The sequence below is a fragment of the Paraplanobispora takensis genome, from assembly GCF_016863195.1.
Lineage (GTDB): Bacteria > Actinomycetota > Actinomycetes > Streptosporangiales > Streptosporangiaceae > Planobispora > Planobispora takensis.
The window spans coordinates 1-15,911 of sequence record NZ_BOOK01000070.1 but is presented as its reverse complement, the minus strand read 5'-3'; the positions used below and the strand labels follow the sequence as shown (position 1 = coordinate 15,911).

General features: G+C 70.1%; 13 protein-coding genes and 3 pseudogenes. 6 read left to right on the top strand and 10 right to left on the bottom strand.

Annotated elements, in window-relative coordinates; translation table 11 throughout:
* Position 1 precedes the first annotated feature (1 nt).
* The 3 genes from Pta02_RS37210 to Pta02_RS37200 all read right to left on the bottom strand — a co-directional run bounded on the left by Pta02_RS37210 (position 2) and on the right by Pta02_RS37200 (position 2,420).
* Complete coding sequence (locus tag Pta02_RS37210; protein WP_203879752.1) at positions 2-409, bottom strand: YciI family protein; 408 nt, start codon at positions 407-409, stop codon at positions 2-4.
* A gap of 120 nt (positions 410-529) precedes the next feature.
* On the bottom strand, positions 530-1,027 hold the full coding sequence (locus tag Pta02_RS37205) for a pyridoxamine 5'-phosphate oxidase family protein (protein WP_203879722.1): 498 nt from the start codon (positions 1,025-1,027) through the stop codon (positions 530-532).
* Positions 1,028-1,211: 184 nt separating this feature from the next.
* Entirely contained in the window at positions 1,212-2,420 is a 1,209-nt protein-coding gene (locus tag Pta02_RS37200; protein ID WP_239131527.1) for a coiled-coil domain-containing protein, read from the bottom strand.
* Between the two features lie 197 nt (positions 2,421-2,617).
* Between Pta02_RS37200 and Pta02_RS42415 the strand changes: the two genes are divergently transcribed.
* Together Pta02_RS42415 and Pta02_RS37195 are read left to right on the top strand one after the other, a co-directional pair.
* Entirely contained in the window at positions 2,618-2,752 is a 135-nt protein-coding gene (locus tag Pta02_RS42415) for a hypothetical protein (RefSeq protein WP_373872438.1), read from the top strand.
* Positions 2,710-3,274, top strand: a pseudogene (locus Pta02_RS37195) (transposase family protein); the annotation flags it as partial. The gene Pta02_RS42415 and the pseudogene Pta02_RS37195, both read left to right, overlap by 43 nt.
* A 241-nt stretch (positions 3,275-3,515) precedes the next feature.
* On the opposite strand, the gene Pta02_RS37190 reads toward Pta02_RS37195, so the two are convergent.
* Positions 3,516-4,676, bottom strand: a complete 1,161-nt coding sequence (locus tag Pta02_RS37190) for a glutathione-independent formaldehyde dehydrogenase (RefSeq protein ID WP_203879720.1) — start codon at positions 4,674-4,676, stop codon at positions 3,516-3,518.
* 341 nt (positions 4,677-5,017) lie between these two features.
* Between Pta02_RS37190 and Pta02_RS37185 the strand changes: the two genes are divergently transcribed.
* Positions 5,018-6,127: a DUF2267 domain-containing protein gene (locus Pta02_RS37185; RefSeq protein ID WP_203879719.1), complete on the top strand. Its 1,110-nt coding sequence runs from the start codon at positions 5,018-5,020 to the stop codon at positions 6,125-6,127.
* Between the two features lie 347 nt (positions 6,128-6,474).
* On the opposite strand, the gene Pta02_RS37180 is transcribed toward Pta02_RS37185, so the two are convergent.
* On the bottom strand, positions 6,475-8,985 hold the full coding sequence (locus tag Pta02_RS37180; protein WP_203879718.1) for an ATP-dependent Clp protease ATP-binding subunit: 2,511 nt from the start codon (positions 8,983-8,985) through the stop codon (positions 6,475-6,477).
* Positions 8,986-9,097: 112 nt separating this feature from the next.
* Here Pta02_RS37180 and Pta02_RS37175 point away from each other — a divergent pair, with 112 nt between their 5' ends.
* A complete protein-coding gene (locus Pta02_RS37175) occupies positions 9,098-9,352 on the top strand; it encodes a hypothetical protein (protein ID WP_203879717.1) in 255 nt (84 codons plus the stop codon).
* A gap of 142 nt (positions 9,353-9,494) precedes the next feature.
* Here the strand turns inward: Pta02_RS37175 and Pta02_RS37170 are convergent, their stop codons facing one another.
* The 3 genes from Pta02_RS37170 to Pta02_RS37160 all read right to left on the bottom strand — a co-directional run bounded on the left by Pta02_RS37170 (position 9,495) and on the right by Pta02_RS37160 (position 11,986).
* The gene (locus tag Pta02_RS37170; protein ID WP_203879716.1) at positions 9,495-10,670 is read right to left on the bottom strand and encodes a zinc-dependent alcohol dehydrogenase; all 1,176 of its coding nucleotides are present in this window, start codon (positions 10,668-10,670) and stop codon (positions 9,495-9,497) included.
* Entirely contained in the window at positions 10,667-11,209 is a 543-nt protein-coding gene (locus Pta02_RS37165; protein WP_203879715.1) for an SRPBCC family protein, read from the bottom strand. The genes Pta02_RS37170 and Pta02_RS37165 overlap by 4 nt, the downstream gene beginning before the upstream one ends.
* Positions 11,210-11,605: 396 nt before the next feature.
* Positions 11,606-11,986 carry a hypothetical protein gene (locus Pta02_RS37160; RefSeq protein WP_203879714.1) on the bottom strand — a complete coding sequence of 127 codons (381 nt, stop codon included), beginning with the start codon at positions 11,984-11,986 and terminating at the stop codon, positions 11,606-11,608.
* A gap of 293 nt (positions 11,987-12,279) precedes the next feature.
* On the opposite strand from Pta02_RS37160, the pseudogene Pta02_RS37155 reads away from it, so the two are divergent.
* Positions 12,280-12,546, top strand: a pseudogene (locus tag Pta02_RS37155) (ArsR/SmtB family transcription factor); the annotation flags it as partial.
* Here Pta02_RS37155 and Pta02_RS37150 read toward each other — a convergent pair.
* Both Pta02_RS37150 and Pta02_RS37145 read right to left on the bottom strand, forming a co-directional pair.
* A complete protein-coding gene (locus Pta02_RS37150) occupies positions 12,445-13,089 on the bottom strand; it encodes a phosphotransferase (protein ID WP_239131526.1) in 645 nt (214 codons plus the stop codon). The pseudogene Pta02_RS37155 and the gene Pta02_RS37150 overlap by 102 nt on opposite strands.
* A gap of 135 nt (positions 13,090-13,224) precedes the next feature.
* Entirely contained in the window at positions 13,225-14,793 is a 1,569-nt protein-coding gene (locus Pta02_RS37145) for a Tn3 family transposase (RefSeq protein WP_203879713.1), read from the bottom strand.
* A gap of 730 nt (positions 14,794-15,523) precedes the next feature.
* Here Pta02_RS37145 and Pta02_RS41665 point away from each other — a divergent pair.
* Positions 15,524-15,658 (top strand): annotated as a pseudogene (locus Pta02_RS41665) (DUF5999 family protein); the annotation flags it as partial.
* Between the last annotated feature and the right edge of the window lie 253 nt (positions 15,659-15,911).

Below are 15,911 nucleotides of genomic sequence, written 5' to 3'. Positions count from 1 at the left end.
GTCACTCCGTGATGGTCGGGGGCGCGCTCAGCAGCGGGCGCACCTCGAGCCACTCGTGGATCGGTTCGCCGCCGGCGCCCGGGGCGGCCGACAGCTCAGCGGCCAGCTCCAGCGCCCGTTCGCGGCTCTCGACGTCGATCACCATCCAGCCGGCGATCAGGTCCTTGGTCTCGGCGAACGGGCCGTCGGTGACCGGTGGCCGTCCCCGGCCGTCGTAACGCACGAAGGTACCCTCCGGGGAGAGCGCCTGGGCGTCGACGAACTCGCCGCTCTCCTCCAGGCGGCCGGCGAAGTCCTCCATGTACTTCATGTGCGCCGAGATCTCCTCGGGCGTCCACTGGTCCATCGGTACATTGTTGACCGGTGCCGGGGCGCCCCGGTAGTGCTTGAGCAACAGGTACTTGGCCATCGTGATCTCCTGGGTGGGGCGGTCCATTGTGGCCGCGTTCGGTGCGGGGACTTCGGTGCGGGGACGGAGCGGGGTACGGATTCTCGACATCGTGCCGGAGTATTTCTCCGGGTGGATTTTTCAGGCGGGCGCACGCTCTTGCCGCTGTCGCAGGAGTTCCTCGACCGCGCTCGGCAGCGTCGTCTCGAAGTCGATCAGTTTCGCCCACGTCGGGGTCACGACGATGCGGACCATGCCGTCGTAGAGCGAGCGGACCTCGGCCTCCCACGTGATCCGCTGCTCGGGGGTCATCTGGTAGCTGCCGTTCATCTGCAGGTACTCATCCGGGATGCCCTCGACGGGGTCCAGTTCGGCCCGGCCGCGGATGAGCAGGATCTTCGGCGGGTGCACCTCGGTGTCGACGGTCAGGGCGACCATCGGGTTGGCGCGCAGGGATCGCAGCTTCGGCGCGTTCGTCGAGGTGCACATGACGATGTGCGTGCCGTTGTAGGTGAACGCGATCGGAATGGTGCGCGGTGTGCCGTCGGTGGCGACGTAGGCCAGGCGGGTCAGGTCGCGGGCCAGCAGCTCCTGGCTGAGCGGCCGGTTCAGGATCTCGGTGATCTCGTCGTGGTCCATGGTCGTTCCTTCGTCGGGCGGGCGGCCCGTCATGGCCGCCGATGTCCCGGGGACGGAGCCCGCCGGTCGTTCTCGACATCGCGCGGGCACCGATTTCCGGCAAGGCCTGCGAAGGCTTACGAAGGTCTGCGACGCCCTGCGCCGGTGTGATGTCCGTGTGCCCCCTTGCGGGCCTGTCCGCCTCTCAGCTCTGCCCGCCCGCCTTCGGGCCGCCGGCGCGTAGTTCCGCCGCGACCGCCCGCTCGAGCAGACGCGCGGCCTCGGCGCGCAGTGTCTCGATCTGCTCGCGCAGGTCGGCGGTGCGCGCCTGTTCCAGCGCCAGGTCCATCACGCTCTTGTCGCGTTCGGCCAGTACCCGGGTGCTTTCGCGCCGTAGTTCCTCGGCCTGGGCTTGGGCGTCGGCGGCGCGCTTTGCGGCGCGGGTGGCCTCCTGGCGGGCCTGGGCGGCCTGGGCCAGCGCCTGGGCGCGGGCTTCGGCGTCGCTCTGGGCGCGGGTCAGGGCCCGGTCGCGTTCGGCTTCGGCGGCCTGGGCGCGAGCGGCGGCCGCGGCTGAGGCCTGTTCGGCCTTGGCCGCGCTCTTGCGTGCGGTGGCTTCGGTGGCACGGGCGGCGTCGCGTTCGGCCGCAGCGTGGGTGCTTTCGCGCCGTAGTTCCTCGGCCTGAACTTGGGCGCTGGTGGCGCGTTCGGCGGCTTCGGCGACGCGTTCGGCGGCTTGGTCGCGGGCGGCCTGCACCTGCTGGGCCGCCGACCTTTCGGTGGCCTCGACCCGCTCGGCGAGTTCTCGCGCCGCGGCGTCGCGGGCGGCCTCGGCCTGTTCGGCGCGCCGCCGGGCCTCGGCTTCGGCGTTGCGGGCACGGCGTTCGGTGGCCGAGGCCTCGCGCAGGGCCGCCAGCGCCTGCTCCCGCGCGGTCTCGGCGTCGGCCAGGGCGGTATCGCGCTCGGCGTCGGCCTCGGCCGCCCGGCGGGCCATATCGTCGCGCTCACGGCGGGCGTGCTCGGCGGCCTCGCGTGCCAGCCGTACCTGCTCGAAGGCCTGTTCGCGTTCGGTGCGTGCGATGGCCACCCGGGTGTGCGCCTCGGCCTGCATCGCGCTGAGCTTGGCCTCCACTCCGGCGGGACTGAGCTCCTCGGCCAGCACCCGGGCCAACGGCTCGATCACCGAGGCCATGCCCTTCTCCATGCGTTCGTAGAACTCCTCGGCGCGCGCCAGCGTGCCCTCCAGCCCGGGGGTGGCCCGCCGTAGCTCCCGCTCCCGCTTGGCCGCCGCCTGGCAGTCCCCTTGCGCGCAGTAGGAGCGCGGGCGTCCCCGCCCGGGCCGTTGCTCGATCGGCGTCCCGCAGTGTTTGCACGGCGTCAGCGTGCCCTTGTCCCCCAGCTGTGCGTTCTCGGCCACTCAGACACTCTAGCATTATTATTTTCTAGAAATTAGAAATCAGTAAGTCGTATCCGTTGCGTCGTGCTGTGAAGTCGACAACTACCGAGAATGCCAATTCCCGCAAGTTGAGAAGTCGGCGCGCCCGAGTGCGAATGGTCATTTCGTTGACCTGGGGTTTCGTCACTTAGCTCGTAGAGCTTGAACTCGCCCTGGCCGTGCAATCCGGCCTGGCGGTGATGTTCGCCCTGCTGGACGAGGACGTCACCGCTGTGTGCGGCCCATGCGGCAAGCACAACCCCGAGCGCACCGCCGCTACCGGCTCGGCCTGGACCCGGTCGGCACCCGGGTGAAGGACGCCGCGGCCGGCACCTCCAAGCCGGCGATCTCGCGGCGGTTCATCGCCGCCACCGAACGCGCCCTGGCCGCCCGCGCTGATGAGCGCCGACCTATCGCAGCTTGAGCTGGCCGCGCTGATGCTGGACGGGGTGCACTTCGGCGAGCACACCTGCATTGTGGCACTGGGGATCGGCGTCGATGGCAGCAAGCACCCGCTGGCGCTGGCCGAGGGCTTTACCGAGAACGCGACCTTGGCCCGGGAGCTGGTCGTGTCCTTGCGCGAGCCGCGCACGCTGCGCTCGACCAACCCGATCGAGTCGATGATCTCCATCTGCCGGGACCATGCGATCAACGTCAAGAACTGGAAGAACGGGCAGATGGCGCTGCGCTGGTGCGCGGCCGGCATGGCCGAGGCCGCCAAGCAGTTCCGCCGGGTCGATGGCTTCTTGCACCTGCCCAAGCTCCAGGCCGCCCTGCAACGGCACGTCGCACCCCAAAAAACGGCCTCAGGCTGCTACAACGAGAACGTCGCCTGACCACGGGGCCGCCCTTCAAGTTCCACGAACCGCGGGACATCCTCCACAGGACGTTGCGCGGGCCCAGGTCAGGTCGCCACGGCGCGCTGTGATGCGCTCGCGCAGCGGCCGGGCGTGGCGGTCGGGCGGTCGCCGCGGTGGCGGCGGCCGGTCAGCTGGTGGCGGCCGCTCCATCTCGACTCACTCCACCCCGTCGGCCGCGAGGACGGCGATGCGGCGTCCGTTCAGCTCTGCGGCCATGTCAGGCACCCGTCCCCGCCATCGCCGGGTGCAGGACGACCTTCGTCCAGCCCTCATCCCGCTTGTCGAAGTGCTCATAGGCCTCTGGCGCGCGGTCGAGGGGCAGCTCATGGCTGACGATGAAGGACGGTTCGGCCTTGCCCGCGGCGATCAGGTCGCGCAGCTGCCGGTTGTACTTCTTGACCGGGGCCTGGCCGCTGCCGATGTGCTGGCCCTTGAACCAGAACATGCCGTAGTCGAAGGCGAGTTTGCCCTGCTTGGCCAGCTCGTCGCCGGCTCCGGGGTCCTGGGGCACGAAGACGCCGACACAGCCGATCTTCCCGGTGAAGCGCACCGAGGCGACCAGCCGGTTCATCGTCAGGTTGGGCTGCTCCTGGCCGTCGGGCTCGTGCGCCTGATAGCCGACGCACTCGCAGCCGTTGTCCGCGCCCAGCCCCATCGTCTCCTCCAGCACGACCTGTACCGGGTCGACCTTGGAGTCGTCGATGGCGATCGCGCCGATCGATTCGGCCAGGCGCAGCCGGTCGGGGTGGCGGTCGACGACCATCACCTTGCTCGCTCCTCGGATGGTCGCCGAGAGGGCGGCCATCAGCCCGACCGGGCCCGCGCCGTAGATGACCGTCTGGTCGCCGGGCTGCACGCCGGCCATCTCGGTGGCGTGGTAGCCGGTCGGGAAGATGTCGGCGAGCATCACGTAGTCGCTCTGGCGCTGCTCGGCGTCCTCGCCCAGCCGCAGGCAGTTGAAGTCGCCCCAGGGCACGCGCAACAGCTCGGCCTGCCCGCCGCCGTAGGGGCCCATGTCGGCGAAGCCGTAGGCGGCGCCGGCCATTTTCGGCTCCGGCTGGGCGGTCAGGCAGTAGTTCGTCAGCTGACGTTCGCAGTTCTTGCAGTGCCCGCACGAGATGTTGAACGGCAGGACGACCCAGTCGCCCACCTGGACCTTGTCGACTCCGGCGCCGACCTCGACCACCTGACCCAGGTTCTCGTGCCCGAACCAGCGGCCGGGCTCGAAGTCGGTGCGGCCCTCGTACATGTGCAGGTCCGAGCCGCAGATGTTCGCCGAGGTGATCCGCACCAGGACGTCGGTCGGCCGCTCGATCCGCGCGTCCGGCACCTCCTTGACACTGACCTGCCGCGGCCCCTCGTACACCACTGCCTTCATGATCATCCCCCGTCGCAGATGCCGCCCTCCCCACGGGCGGCCCCTCAGGCCGATACCCCCGGAAAACCCTCTGAACCCACAGCCGGACGCCTTCAGTGGCCGGACGGGTACCAACCGTCACACAGCAGATGGTTCGGAACAGTCCGACGGTAGACCTGGCACACGTCCTCGCCTGCGGATTCTGGCGGCTCCCCATCCGCCGGCTTCGATCAGTGGGCGATGTGAAGGCTCCTCAAGATGAGCCCAGGGTGTTCAACCATGATCTGGTACAGAACGCATGTGTCGCGCCACGGTGGGTAGTCACTGTCGGGATTTCGCCCGGCTACCGGCGAGGAGCGCCCATGGCCATCAGTGAGCAGCATCGGCCGGAGATCGTCGTCGGACTCGTGGCGACCCCGCCGGACTATCCGGCGCAGGTGGTCGCGCGGCTCGCCGCCGAGCTGGCCGACCGGCTCGCCGAGCGGGTGGACCCGCACGTGCGGTGGACCGTCCGGGCAGGCTGGGGTGAGGTGGCGCCGCGCCGCGACGGCGGCGTCGAGGCGCTGCTGGACGATGTCGCCCGTCGGCGCGCCGACGCCCGGTGGGACGTCGCGATCTGCCTGACCGACCTGCCGCTGCACACCGAGCGGGTACCGCTGGTGGCGCAGACCTCCGCCCGGCGCCGAGTGGCGATGGTGTCCTTGCCCGCGCTGGGACTGCGCCAGTTGCGAGCGCTCCGCGCGGCCGTCCCGGCTCTGGTGGGCCGGCTGCTCACTGACGCTTCCGAGGAGCGGGTGCCGCCGGTCGGCCGGGCACCGGCCGAGCTGGCCGGCCAGGTCGCCGCCATCCACCGGGTGGTGGGCGGGGCCGATGCCGGGGAAGTGGGCTACCTCGCCTCGCGGCTGGCCGGCCGGGTGCGGCTGCTGACCGGAATGATCCGGGCCAACCGTCCGGGACGCACCCTGCTGGGCCTGTCCAAACTGCTGGCCGGCGCCTTCGCCACGGCCGCGTTCGCGCTCACCACCAGCGCCATCTGGGAGATGGGCGATGCGCTCGGCGGGCTCCGCCTCACCGTGATCATGCTTCTCGCCCTGGCCACGCTGGTGACCTGGCTGATCATCGCGCACGACCTGTGGGAGAAACCGGGCCGGCAGACACCGGCTGAGCTGGCCCGGATGTTCAACCTGGGCACGGTCCTCACCCTCGCCCTGGCCGCCGCGGTGTCCTACCTGGTGCTGTTCGCCGCAACGACACTCGTCGCGGCGCTGCTGATCGACACCTCCGTGCTGGAACGGAAGCTGCAGCGGCCGGTCGATTTCACCGACTACCTGATGCTGGCCTGGATCATCAGCTCGCTGGCCACCGTCGGCGGCACGATCGGTTCCGGGCTGGAGGACGAGGACACGGTGCGGGCCGCCGCCTACGGCTACCATCCCGAACCCGGCGGCTGGCGGGAGGAGAAGGAGGCGTGATTCCCGCACACGCCGCCCCGACCTCGTCAAACCGTTCAAGCGTCAGCCGATGACCGCTCATCTGCTCTCGGCTCGTGAATCTGATCCCATGCCAGGTCCGCTGCTCATGGCGCCGGCATCATCGCCGTTCGGGACTTCTCGCGGTCCTGGCGGGCAGGACGGTACGAGCGATCCGCTGGGAGGCATGGGGTAAAAGTTGTGCCTGCGGCGGTCTGCGACGTCCTCGCCGCGCATCCGTACCGGCCGCGCGGTGAGTGTTCTCATGCCTGGCTGAGGCGAAGCCTCAAGCGGGAGCCAGCCTGTCCGCTGATCGTCGTGGCCGAGGAGCCCGCGGCAGCCAGCGGCCGTCAGGCGGCCGGCTCGGGGTTGTGTGCCCTGAGCCGGAGTGCGCCGTCATCGACGTCCACCGTGACTTTGCCGCCCTCGGTGACCTCTCCGGTGAGCAGCATGGCCGACAGCCGGTTGTCCAGCTCGCGCTGGACGGTGCGGCGCAACGGCCGGGCACCGAACTCCGGCTGGTAGCCGCGCTGGGCGAGCCAGTCCTTGGCGGCATCGCTGACCTCCAGCGCGATGTTCTGGCCGCGCAGCCGCTGCCGGGTGCGCTCCAGCAGCAGGTCGATGATCTGGCGGAGCTGATCGCGTTCGAGACGCTTGAAGATGATCGTCTCGTCGATGCGGTTCAGCAGCTCGGGACGCAGTGAGCGGCGCAGCAGGTCCATCAGCCGCTCCTCCAACGCGGCGGCGTCGCCGGTGGCCTCCAGGACGATCTCGGCGCCGATGTTGCTGGTCATGATGACGACGGCGTTGGTGAAGTCGACGGTGCGGCCCTGGCCGTCGGTGAGACGGCCGTCGTCGAGCATCTGCAGCAGGATGTTCATCACGTCGGGGTGGGCCTTCTCGATCTCGTCGAGCAGGATCACGCAGTGCGGGCGGCGGCGGACGGCCTCGGTGAGCTGCCCCGCCTCCTCGTAGCCGACGTAGCCGGGCGGCGCGCCGATGAGCCGCGAGACCGTGTGCCGCTCCTGGAACTCGCTCATGTCGATGCGGACCATGTGGTCTTCGCCGCCGAACAACGCCGCGGCCAGCGCCCTGGCCAGCTCCGTCTTGCCGACCCCGGTCGGGCCGAGGAACAGGAAGCTGCCGATGGGCCGGTTCGGGTCCGACAGGCCCGCCCGGGCGCGGCGGACGGCCTCGGCGATGGCGGTGACGGCCTCGTCTTGGCCGATGACCCGCTCGTGCAGGTGCTCCTCCAGCCGCATGAGCCGGTCGCGCTCCTGCTCGGTGAGCTGGGTGACGGGGATGCCGGTGCGGCGCGAGACGACCTCGGCGATGTCCTCCACCATGACCTGCGGGACGGTGTCGCGGCCGTGACGGACGCGCTCCAGCTCCGGGCGGAGCTTGTCGATCTGGCCGGTCAGCTCCTTGGCCCGATCGAAGTCGTCGGAGGAGACGGCCTGGTCCTTGTCGCGGCGCAGCGACTCCAGGTGTTCCTCCAGCTCGCGCACGTCGCTGCCAGGTGTGCGGGCGCGCAGCCGGACGCGGGCGGCGGCCTGGTCCATCAGGTCGATGGCCTTGTCGGGCAGGAAGCGGTCGGTGATGTAGCGGGCCGAGAGGTTGGCGGCGGCGTCCAGGGCCTCGTCGGTGATGCGGACCTGGTGGTGGGCCTCGTAGGCGTCGCGCAGCCCGGCCAGGATCTCGACCGTCTGCTCCACGGTGGGCTCGGGGATCAGGATCGGCTGGAAGCGGCGTTCGAGCGCGGCGTCCTTCTCGATGTTCTTGCGGTACTCGTCGATCGTGGTGGCGGCGATGACGTGCAGCTCGCCGCGGGCCAGGGCGGGCTTGAGGATGTTGGCGGCGTCCATGCCGCCCTCGGCCGAGCCGGCGCCGACCAGTGTGTGCACCTCGTCGATGAAGACGATGATCTCGTCGGCGTGTGCGCGGACCTCGTCGATGACCTTCTTGATGCGCTCCTCGAACTCGCCCCGGTACTTCGATCCGGCGACCATGCCGGTCAGGTCGAGCGCGATGACCCGCCGGTCCTTCAGCGTGTCGGGGACGCTGCCGTTTATGATGCGCTGGGCGATGCCCTCGACGATCGCGGTCTTGCCGACGCCGGGCTCGCCGATCAGGCACGGGTTGTTCTTGGTGCGGCGCGAGAGCACCTCGATGGACTGCTCGATCTCGTCCTCGCGGCCGACGACCGGATCGATGCGGCCCTGGCGGGCCTCCTCGGTGAGGTCGCGGCCGTACTCGTCGAGCGAGGGCGTGTCGCCCGTGCGGCGGGCTGCGTCGCCTCCGGCGCGCTGCGCCGCCGCGCCGGACAGGACGGCCTGCTGCAGCTCGCTGGCGGAGACGCCCTGCTCGCGCAGCAGGCGGGCGGCGCCGGAGTCGGGGTTGGCGGCCAGCGCGAGCAGCAGGTGCTCGGGCCCGATGTAGGAAGAGCCGAGGGCGCGCGAGATGCGCTGGGAGTCCAGGACGGCGCGCTTGGCGGCCGGTGAGAGCGTGGTGGGCGGCTCGGTGGCCTCGCCCGGCCCGGCGAGATCGTCGATGCGGTCGCGCAGCCGGCCGGTGTCTACGCCGGCGGTGGTCAGCAACGAGCGGGTGGCGTCGGTGTCGATCAGGGCGTCGAGGAGGTCGAGCACGTCGAGATCGGGCGCACCGCGCTGCCCGGCCCTCTCGACGGCGCGTTGCAGCGCCTCCCGGGCCGAGGCGCTGAGCAGCCGGCCGACGTCCACCCGCTGGACGCCGGGCCGGGACGGCGGCCAGCCCTCCACGCCGCCGAACACCCGGCCCGTGAGCTCCTCGAATCCCCGGAACGGGTCCCCGCCGAAAAACGACCTGAACGGCATGTCCGCCATGGATATCCCCTCTCATGCTCCGGAGGGACACCTAGCCAGTGGGGCCGCGAGGCAATGCCAGGGATCGGCAAAGCCTTGAACAGCAGCCGCTGCCAAGGGCCGGTCAGGAGCGGTGCGGGGACGGGCCGGCGAGCTGCGACTGCTCAACGAGCACACGCGCTCGCTCGGCTGGCGCGCCGACGAATACAGCGTCGAGGACCTGCAGCGCGTCGCCGACTCGCTCTGCGGCATGTCGATCCGGGCCGCGATGTCCAGCGACGACGCCGACATCGTCAGCATGGTGATGGGCAAGCCCATGAAGCGGATCGCGCCCGAACGTCCACCTCGGCCTGAGCGACGGCCAGGGGGGAAGCGTGAGAGACGGTGAGTGGGCAGTGAGGCTTCCTCGCCCTCACCCCTTCCGGGGCGGGGCTCGTCCGCGCCGCCGGGCGGACACTGCCGACCAGCGCCGCCGGATGGACCCGCATCGGGCCACCACGCTCGCCGCGGCGGCCCGATGCGGGTGGCCGTCAGGGTTTGAGGACGACCTTCTCGCAGTCGTCCTGCTTGTTCTTGAACAGCTCGAAGCCGCGTTCGGCCTCGTCGAGCGGCAGCGTGTGGGTGATGATCCGGGTCGGATCGAGCTCTGCGCGCTCGATGCGCTGCAGCAGCGGCTTCATGTAGCGCTGCACGTGGCATTGCCCGGTACGCAAGGTCAGTGACCGGTTCATCCACGCGCCGGCGGGGAACTTGTCCAGCAGGCCTCCGTAGACGCCGATCACCGAGACCACGCCGCCGCTGCGGCATGACAGAATCGCTTGACGCAGCGCGTGCGGGCGCTCGGTCTCCAACCGTACGGCCTGCTTGAGCCGGTCGTAGGCGGCGATGTGCGCGCTGCCGTGGGTGGCCTCGAGGCCGACCGCGTCGATGCACTTGTCCGGTCCCCGGCCGCCGGTCAGTTCCAGCAGCCGGGACCGTACGTCGACCTCCTCGAAGTTCACCGGCGTGTGGCCCGCCCGTTCGGCCATCTGCAGCCGGTACGGCTCCTTGTCTATGGCGATGACCTTCGCGGCGCCGAGCACCCGGGCGCTGTCCATGGCGAACTGGCCGACCGGGCCGGCCCCCCACACCGCCACCACGTCACTGGACTGGATGTCGCACATCTCGGCACCCATGTAGCCGGTGGGCAGGATGTCGGACAGGAACAGCACCTGCTCGTCGGTCAGATCGGACTCGATCTTCAGCGGACCGACGTCGGCGAAGGGCACCCGCGCGTACTGCGCCTGACCGCCTGCGAAGCCGCCGGTCAGATGCGAATAGCCGAAGATCCCGGCGACCGGGTGACCGAACATCTTCTCCGCGATTCCGGCGTTGGGGTTGGAGTTCTCGCAGCAGGAGTACAGCTCGGCGGCACAGGCGGCGCACGCGCCGCAGGCGATCGGGAACGGCACGACGACCCGGTCCCCGATGCGCAGCCGATCCGGATCGATGCCCGGGCCGACCTCGACCACCTCCCCCATGAACTCGTGACCCATGACGTCGCCGTCCTGCATCGTGGGCACATATCCGTCGACCAGGTGCAGGTCCGAGCCGCAAATCGCGGTGGAGGTGATCCGTACGATGGCATCGCGCTTGTTCAGGATCGTCGGATCCGGCACGTCGCGGACCTTGACCTTGTTGCGGCCCGCCCAGGTGTTCGCCCTCACTCGTCTGCTCCCTTCGCGAGCTCGGAGTCCGACAGCGGTTGCGCCGGCCGCTGCGGGAACTCCTTGCGGGCCCGCTTGCCCCACGGGGCGCCGTCGGATCGGACCACCTCGCCGGTCTCCAGCACCTGCTTGAGCCGGCGCAGGTCGTCGTCGAGCTGCTGGTGCGGTTCCTCGCCGAAGTACTTGGCGACCGCCTTGCCGACCGTGCCGCCCGGAATGTCGTACACCAAAACCACCTGCACCTCGGTGCTCACACCGTCCGGGGCCGGCATGAACCGGACCGTGCCGGTGTTCGGCACGTCGGCGTCACCGATCGACCGCCAAACGATCTTCTCACCGGGCGCCTCGTCGACGATCTCCGCATCCCACTCGACGTCCTTGCCGAACGGGGCACCGGCGACCCAGTGGCTCCTACGGTCACCGGTGCCGCGGACCTCCTCGAGATGCGCCATGAACGTCGGCAGGTTCTCCAGATCGCGCCAGAACGCGTAGACTTCCGGTACGGGTTTGCGAATGGTTGTCGTGGCCGTCAGTTCCATGGATTCCCCTCTGCATATGCCTCGCGCCACCAGCAGGGAATCGATCTGCGTCACCCGCCTGGCCGGCAGGCCCCCCACTGTGATCCCGATGCCGCCGGTGACACCGCCGAGCCGCCGCCGAATGCGCTGGCCACGGTGGGCGCCGGCCGGCCGGGCGAGGTCAGGTTTACCGCGTCACCCATGATCCAGAGCGCGGTTGATCCGAGCTGTGTCTACCCCTCGCAATGCCCCCCAACCCACCCATGGACCGCTGCGCGGGAATCGGGGGTTGAGCAGCAGTGGAACGGCCAGTGGCGTTAGCGAGCCCTCAGAGGGAGCAGGCCAAGTAAGCTCCAAAGAGGCGAACCGCAGGTCAGAGGCTATATTGATCTTTGAAGCGCGGTGGCTGCATAGCTATCACGACAGCCCTGCATGATCGACCTTTCCTGTGCTTTCCCGGGTCAGCGTGCCGTGCCGGCCAGATGGAAAACGACAGGTCCCGCCCGAGGGGCTGCGTCGTTGGCGGGTGCGTGCGCTGCCCCCAAACTGCTCTGTCTGCCGCTGATGCAACTGCATCAGCGGCAGGACCACCGGGCTGGCCAGGTGGTCTGCCAGGTCTTCTACCCGCATGGTGGAGGTGAGCAGTCGAGGAGCGCTGGTGTGGTCGATGGGCCCGGCAACGGTGATTACCGCGAGAAGCGACGAACCTCGATCTCCACGTGCATGACCGCTCCGATGCAGGCTGGCCGGGGTGTGCGCCATCATCGCGCGGCGGGCGGCGGATCGACTCTCATCCACGACTTCACAAATTGCGAATTTGCGCAATCCAATACAACAGGGTGCAGACTCTGAACTGGATCGACGGAGAGGGGAGCTGTGAGCGGGTCTTTCGCTGCGGCGGTCAGGGAACGGGCAGGCCGGGCGAGCACGGCGTTGGAGACGGCCCGCCATGGCGATGACGTCGACGCGCTCGCGTTGGCCGAAGCCGAATGGGAGCACGTGATGCGGCTGGCTCGCACGCACGGCATAACGCTCAGCTCGCCGGAGGCCGGGTCAGGTGAGGTTGATCCGGCCGTGGGGAGCGGGCTGTGATGTCGGTGCCGTTGTATGAGGCCAAGGCGGAGCTGTTCCGGCTGCTGGGCCACCCGGTCCGGATCCGGGTGCTGGAGCTGCTGCAAGAGGGGCCGAAGCCGGTGCGGGATCTGCTGGCGGCCATAGAGGCCGAGCCGACCGGGCTGTCGCAGCATCTGGCCGTGCTACGCCGTTCGGGCATGGTCAGCGCGCATCGCGACCGCTCCACCGTCGTCTACGCCCTGGCCGGCGGGGACGCGGCCGAGCTGCTGCGCGCGGCCCACCGCCCATCCGCGGGCGCGGCGCAGGGTCGCGACGTCCGAGGCCGGCTGATAGGCGTCATGGAAGCGGTCGACGGCGCCGTCCGGCAGCAGAATCCACGCGGCGGCGAGGTCGCAGGCCGGATCGCCTGTGCACAGGTCGCCGAAGTCGACCACGCCGCAGAAGGTTCCGCCCGCGGTCAGGACGTTGGCCGGATGCAGGTCGCCGTGCAGCCACAGCGCCGGGCCAGCCCAGCCGGGCGCGGCGGCGGCGTCGTCCCAGACCGCGCGAACAGCGTCCGGGTCGGGGATGAGCCCCAGCTCGGTGGCCGCAGCGAGCTGGTCGGCGAACCCCTCGAAGCAGCCAGCCAGCGGCCCTCCGCGGCCGAAGCGACCGGCGGGCGCCTCAGCAGGGGCGGGCCGGTGCAAAGCCGTCAGGAAAGCGGCCAGGACGTCGGCGGCCTGCGCGGCGCGGGTGACGGGGGCGCGGTCGGCCGGCTCACCCGGCACCCAGGTGGTGACGATCCAGGGCCGCGGAAACAGAGCGGAGGACTCGCCAGATGAGGTCATACCCGGACACCGAGGCGCTGCGGGACGGGAACCGGCAGCGGCAGGCACGGGGCGAGGGCGGGCAGCCAGGTGTGCTCCTTGCCCAGCAGCGCGTCCGCGGACTCCGTCGCCCAGGGCAGCCGGACGGCGAGGTCGTCACCGAGCCGCCACAGCTGGTTGTCCTAGCCGCGCGCGCCAAGCTTCACCGGGTAATCGGCCAGGTCGGGATGCTGGTCGCGCAGCAGATCCCGGACCAGCTCCGCGGTGATCTCGATCTCGGCATGCGTCATACGGAGCAACGGTAGCCCGAGGGAAACTGGCTCGTGGAAGGGTGGAGCCGATCCGGCTACCGCCACACCTTGGCCCGATCTCCGTCGCGGACACGATGGGCCAGATGTCGTCGTCCTCGGTGGCGTCCGGATCGCGGAAGTCGCGGATGGCGCCGGGGGCCAGGTCGGGCAGGGCGAAGGTGTAGGTGCCGTGGACGCCCAGGTGGGAGTGGACGAACGGCGACAGCCGGGCCATGTCCTCGGTCCGGACCGCATATCCCTGGGCCTTGAGCCGGCGCACGGCAGCGTCCAGGTAGACGGTGTTCCAGAGCGTGAGGCAGTTACGGCCGTAGGAGGCGATCGCCTCGCCGAGCGCGGCGGGGTGACCATCACGCTGGAGCATGGTGACCACATCGTAGGCGCGCACCGTGCCGGTGTAGAGCGAGGCGACCACGCGCAGGATGTCCTCCCAGTTGCGGCGGATCTTGCCCAGGTCGATCTTCCCCCGGGCGAAGGTGCCCAGCGGCCCGTAGTCGGCGGAGCCGCTGATCCGCCAGCCCTTCTGGTCGGGCAGATCGGCCAGGGCCGGCCGATAAGAGATACCGAGCAGCTCCAGCAACCCGAAGACCAAGTCGCTGTAGGAGCCGGTGTCGGACACCACGATCTCGGGCAGGTCGCCGCCGTCCAGGCCGAAGATGACGTCGATCATGTGCAGAGAGTCCCGGATGGTGCCCGACACGATTTTCGCGCCGCGGCCCATGCCACGGTCGTTCACGGCGTTCAGCCAGGTCATGCCGCGTTTGGAGCCGAAGTACTTGCGGTTGGGGCGGGCGAAGGCGGCTGGGACCGGGACGACGAAGCGCATCCCGTCGACCGCGGCGACCAGGCCGCCGCCCCACGCCTGGGCCAACGGCAGATCGGCCTGCTCGTCGACCAGCGGCGCGTTCGCCGGGCCGAGGGTCTCGGGCCGGACGTAGTTCTGGAACACGTGCGATAGCCGTGAGCGCTCCAGGGCCTCGACGCCCTTCTTGGCGATCGGCCGGTAGCCGACGTTCAGCGAGTGCGCGGCCAGGCAGGCCACGATCGAGACCGGCAGGTCTTTGAGCCGGGACCGGCCGCCGGACACCGCGGTGAACGCCTCGGCCATCTGCGGCACCCACGCCATGACCTCCAAGATCACCTCGGGCAGCTCCACGCGCGGCAGCATCGCGCTGGTGCGAGCCCGCAGGTCCACCAGGGACGGCGGCTCCTCGATCGCTTTGACCCCACTCAGGTGGATCTTCCCTGATCCGTCGACCCGCACATCGGGGTTGGCGATCAGCCGCCCGCCGACCTCCCGCAGAGCGGCATCCAGGGTGCGGGCGTGCTCGGCCAGCAACCGGTCGGGATCGGCGGGCAGGCTGAGCGCCGTCAAGGCGTCGGGGCGGACCGCCTCCCAGCGCGCGCCGTCCAGCAACTCGGCCTGCGGGTTTGCACCACCGGGTGGAGGCGCCGGCGTAGATCTCACGGCGCTTGAGGGCCCGCCAGAACCGCTCCAGCACGCACAAGGCGTAGGCGTGCCGGCTCACCGAGGCATCAGCGTGCACCGGATGGCCGAACACCAGGCGCCTCCCCGGGCCGTTCACCACGCCGGCATCGATGAGACGGCCCGGGATCAGCGGAGCGGGCAGGCGACTGCGATAGGCGAGCACACCCGGTAGCGCCTTCGTCGCCTCCAAAACGGGCGTTCCCTCGGCGTTCGCGCCGAAGACGATCACCTCGGGCAGCACCTTCAACAACCCCGACACCGTGGGGTAGCGGCCGACCAGCTCGGCCCGCCAGTCGTCGGGGTCGGTGGCATCCGCCGGCAGCACGTGCTCGTTGACCACCACCAGCGCGGCCCGCAACTCCGACCGGGAGATGACCGCCCCGCTGCGCGATCTGCACCCGGCCCTCATCATCGAGAAAGAACACCCGCTCCAGATCCGCCCGCGATGGAGGCCCCGCGAACCGCCCGTACGCGGCAGCCTCATCGTCCGTCAAGCACTCCACCGGCATGCCCGCAAAGTAGGGCCAACCGACAGAAAGATCACCCACAGCAATCAAACCGTTACAGGGTGCCCGCCTATTCGACGCTCCGCCCGGATCGGAACGGCCAGTGACGATAAACCCCGCTCCGACGCCTCGCTAACGCCACTGGCCGTTCCATTGCTGCTCGACCCCCGTGCCCGCATCAGCCCGCCTGTCCCAGCGCCCGCGCCTCCGACCGAGACGCCGCCCACGTCGTCTCGACCTACCCCGACCAGGGATGGAGCCTGCTGTGCAACGGCATCGTGCTGTTCTAGGACACCGGATTGCTGCTGCCCGACGGCGCCGCGGTCGCTCCGCACCGGTGTTCGCCGCCGCCTGACCGCACCCGGGCGCCCAGCAATTCCGGCGCGCAGCGGTTCGCCAAGGGTGACGACGTGGTGCTGATCCACACCACGACCACCGGGCCCCCGAGCCCGCCGCCGCTGGCTGCCGGATTTTCTGGGATTCCGGAGAAATCTCCAACGAAGTAGCCTCTGGCCAGGGGTAACCCTGGACCTCATGATC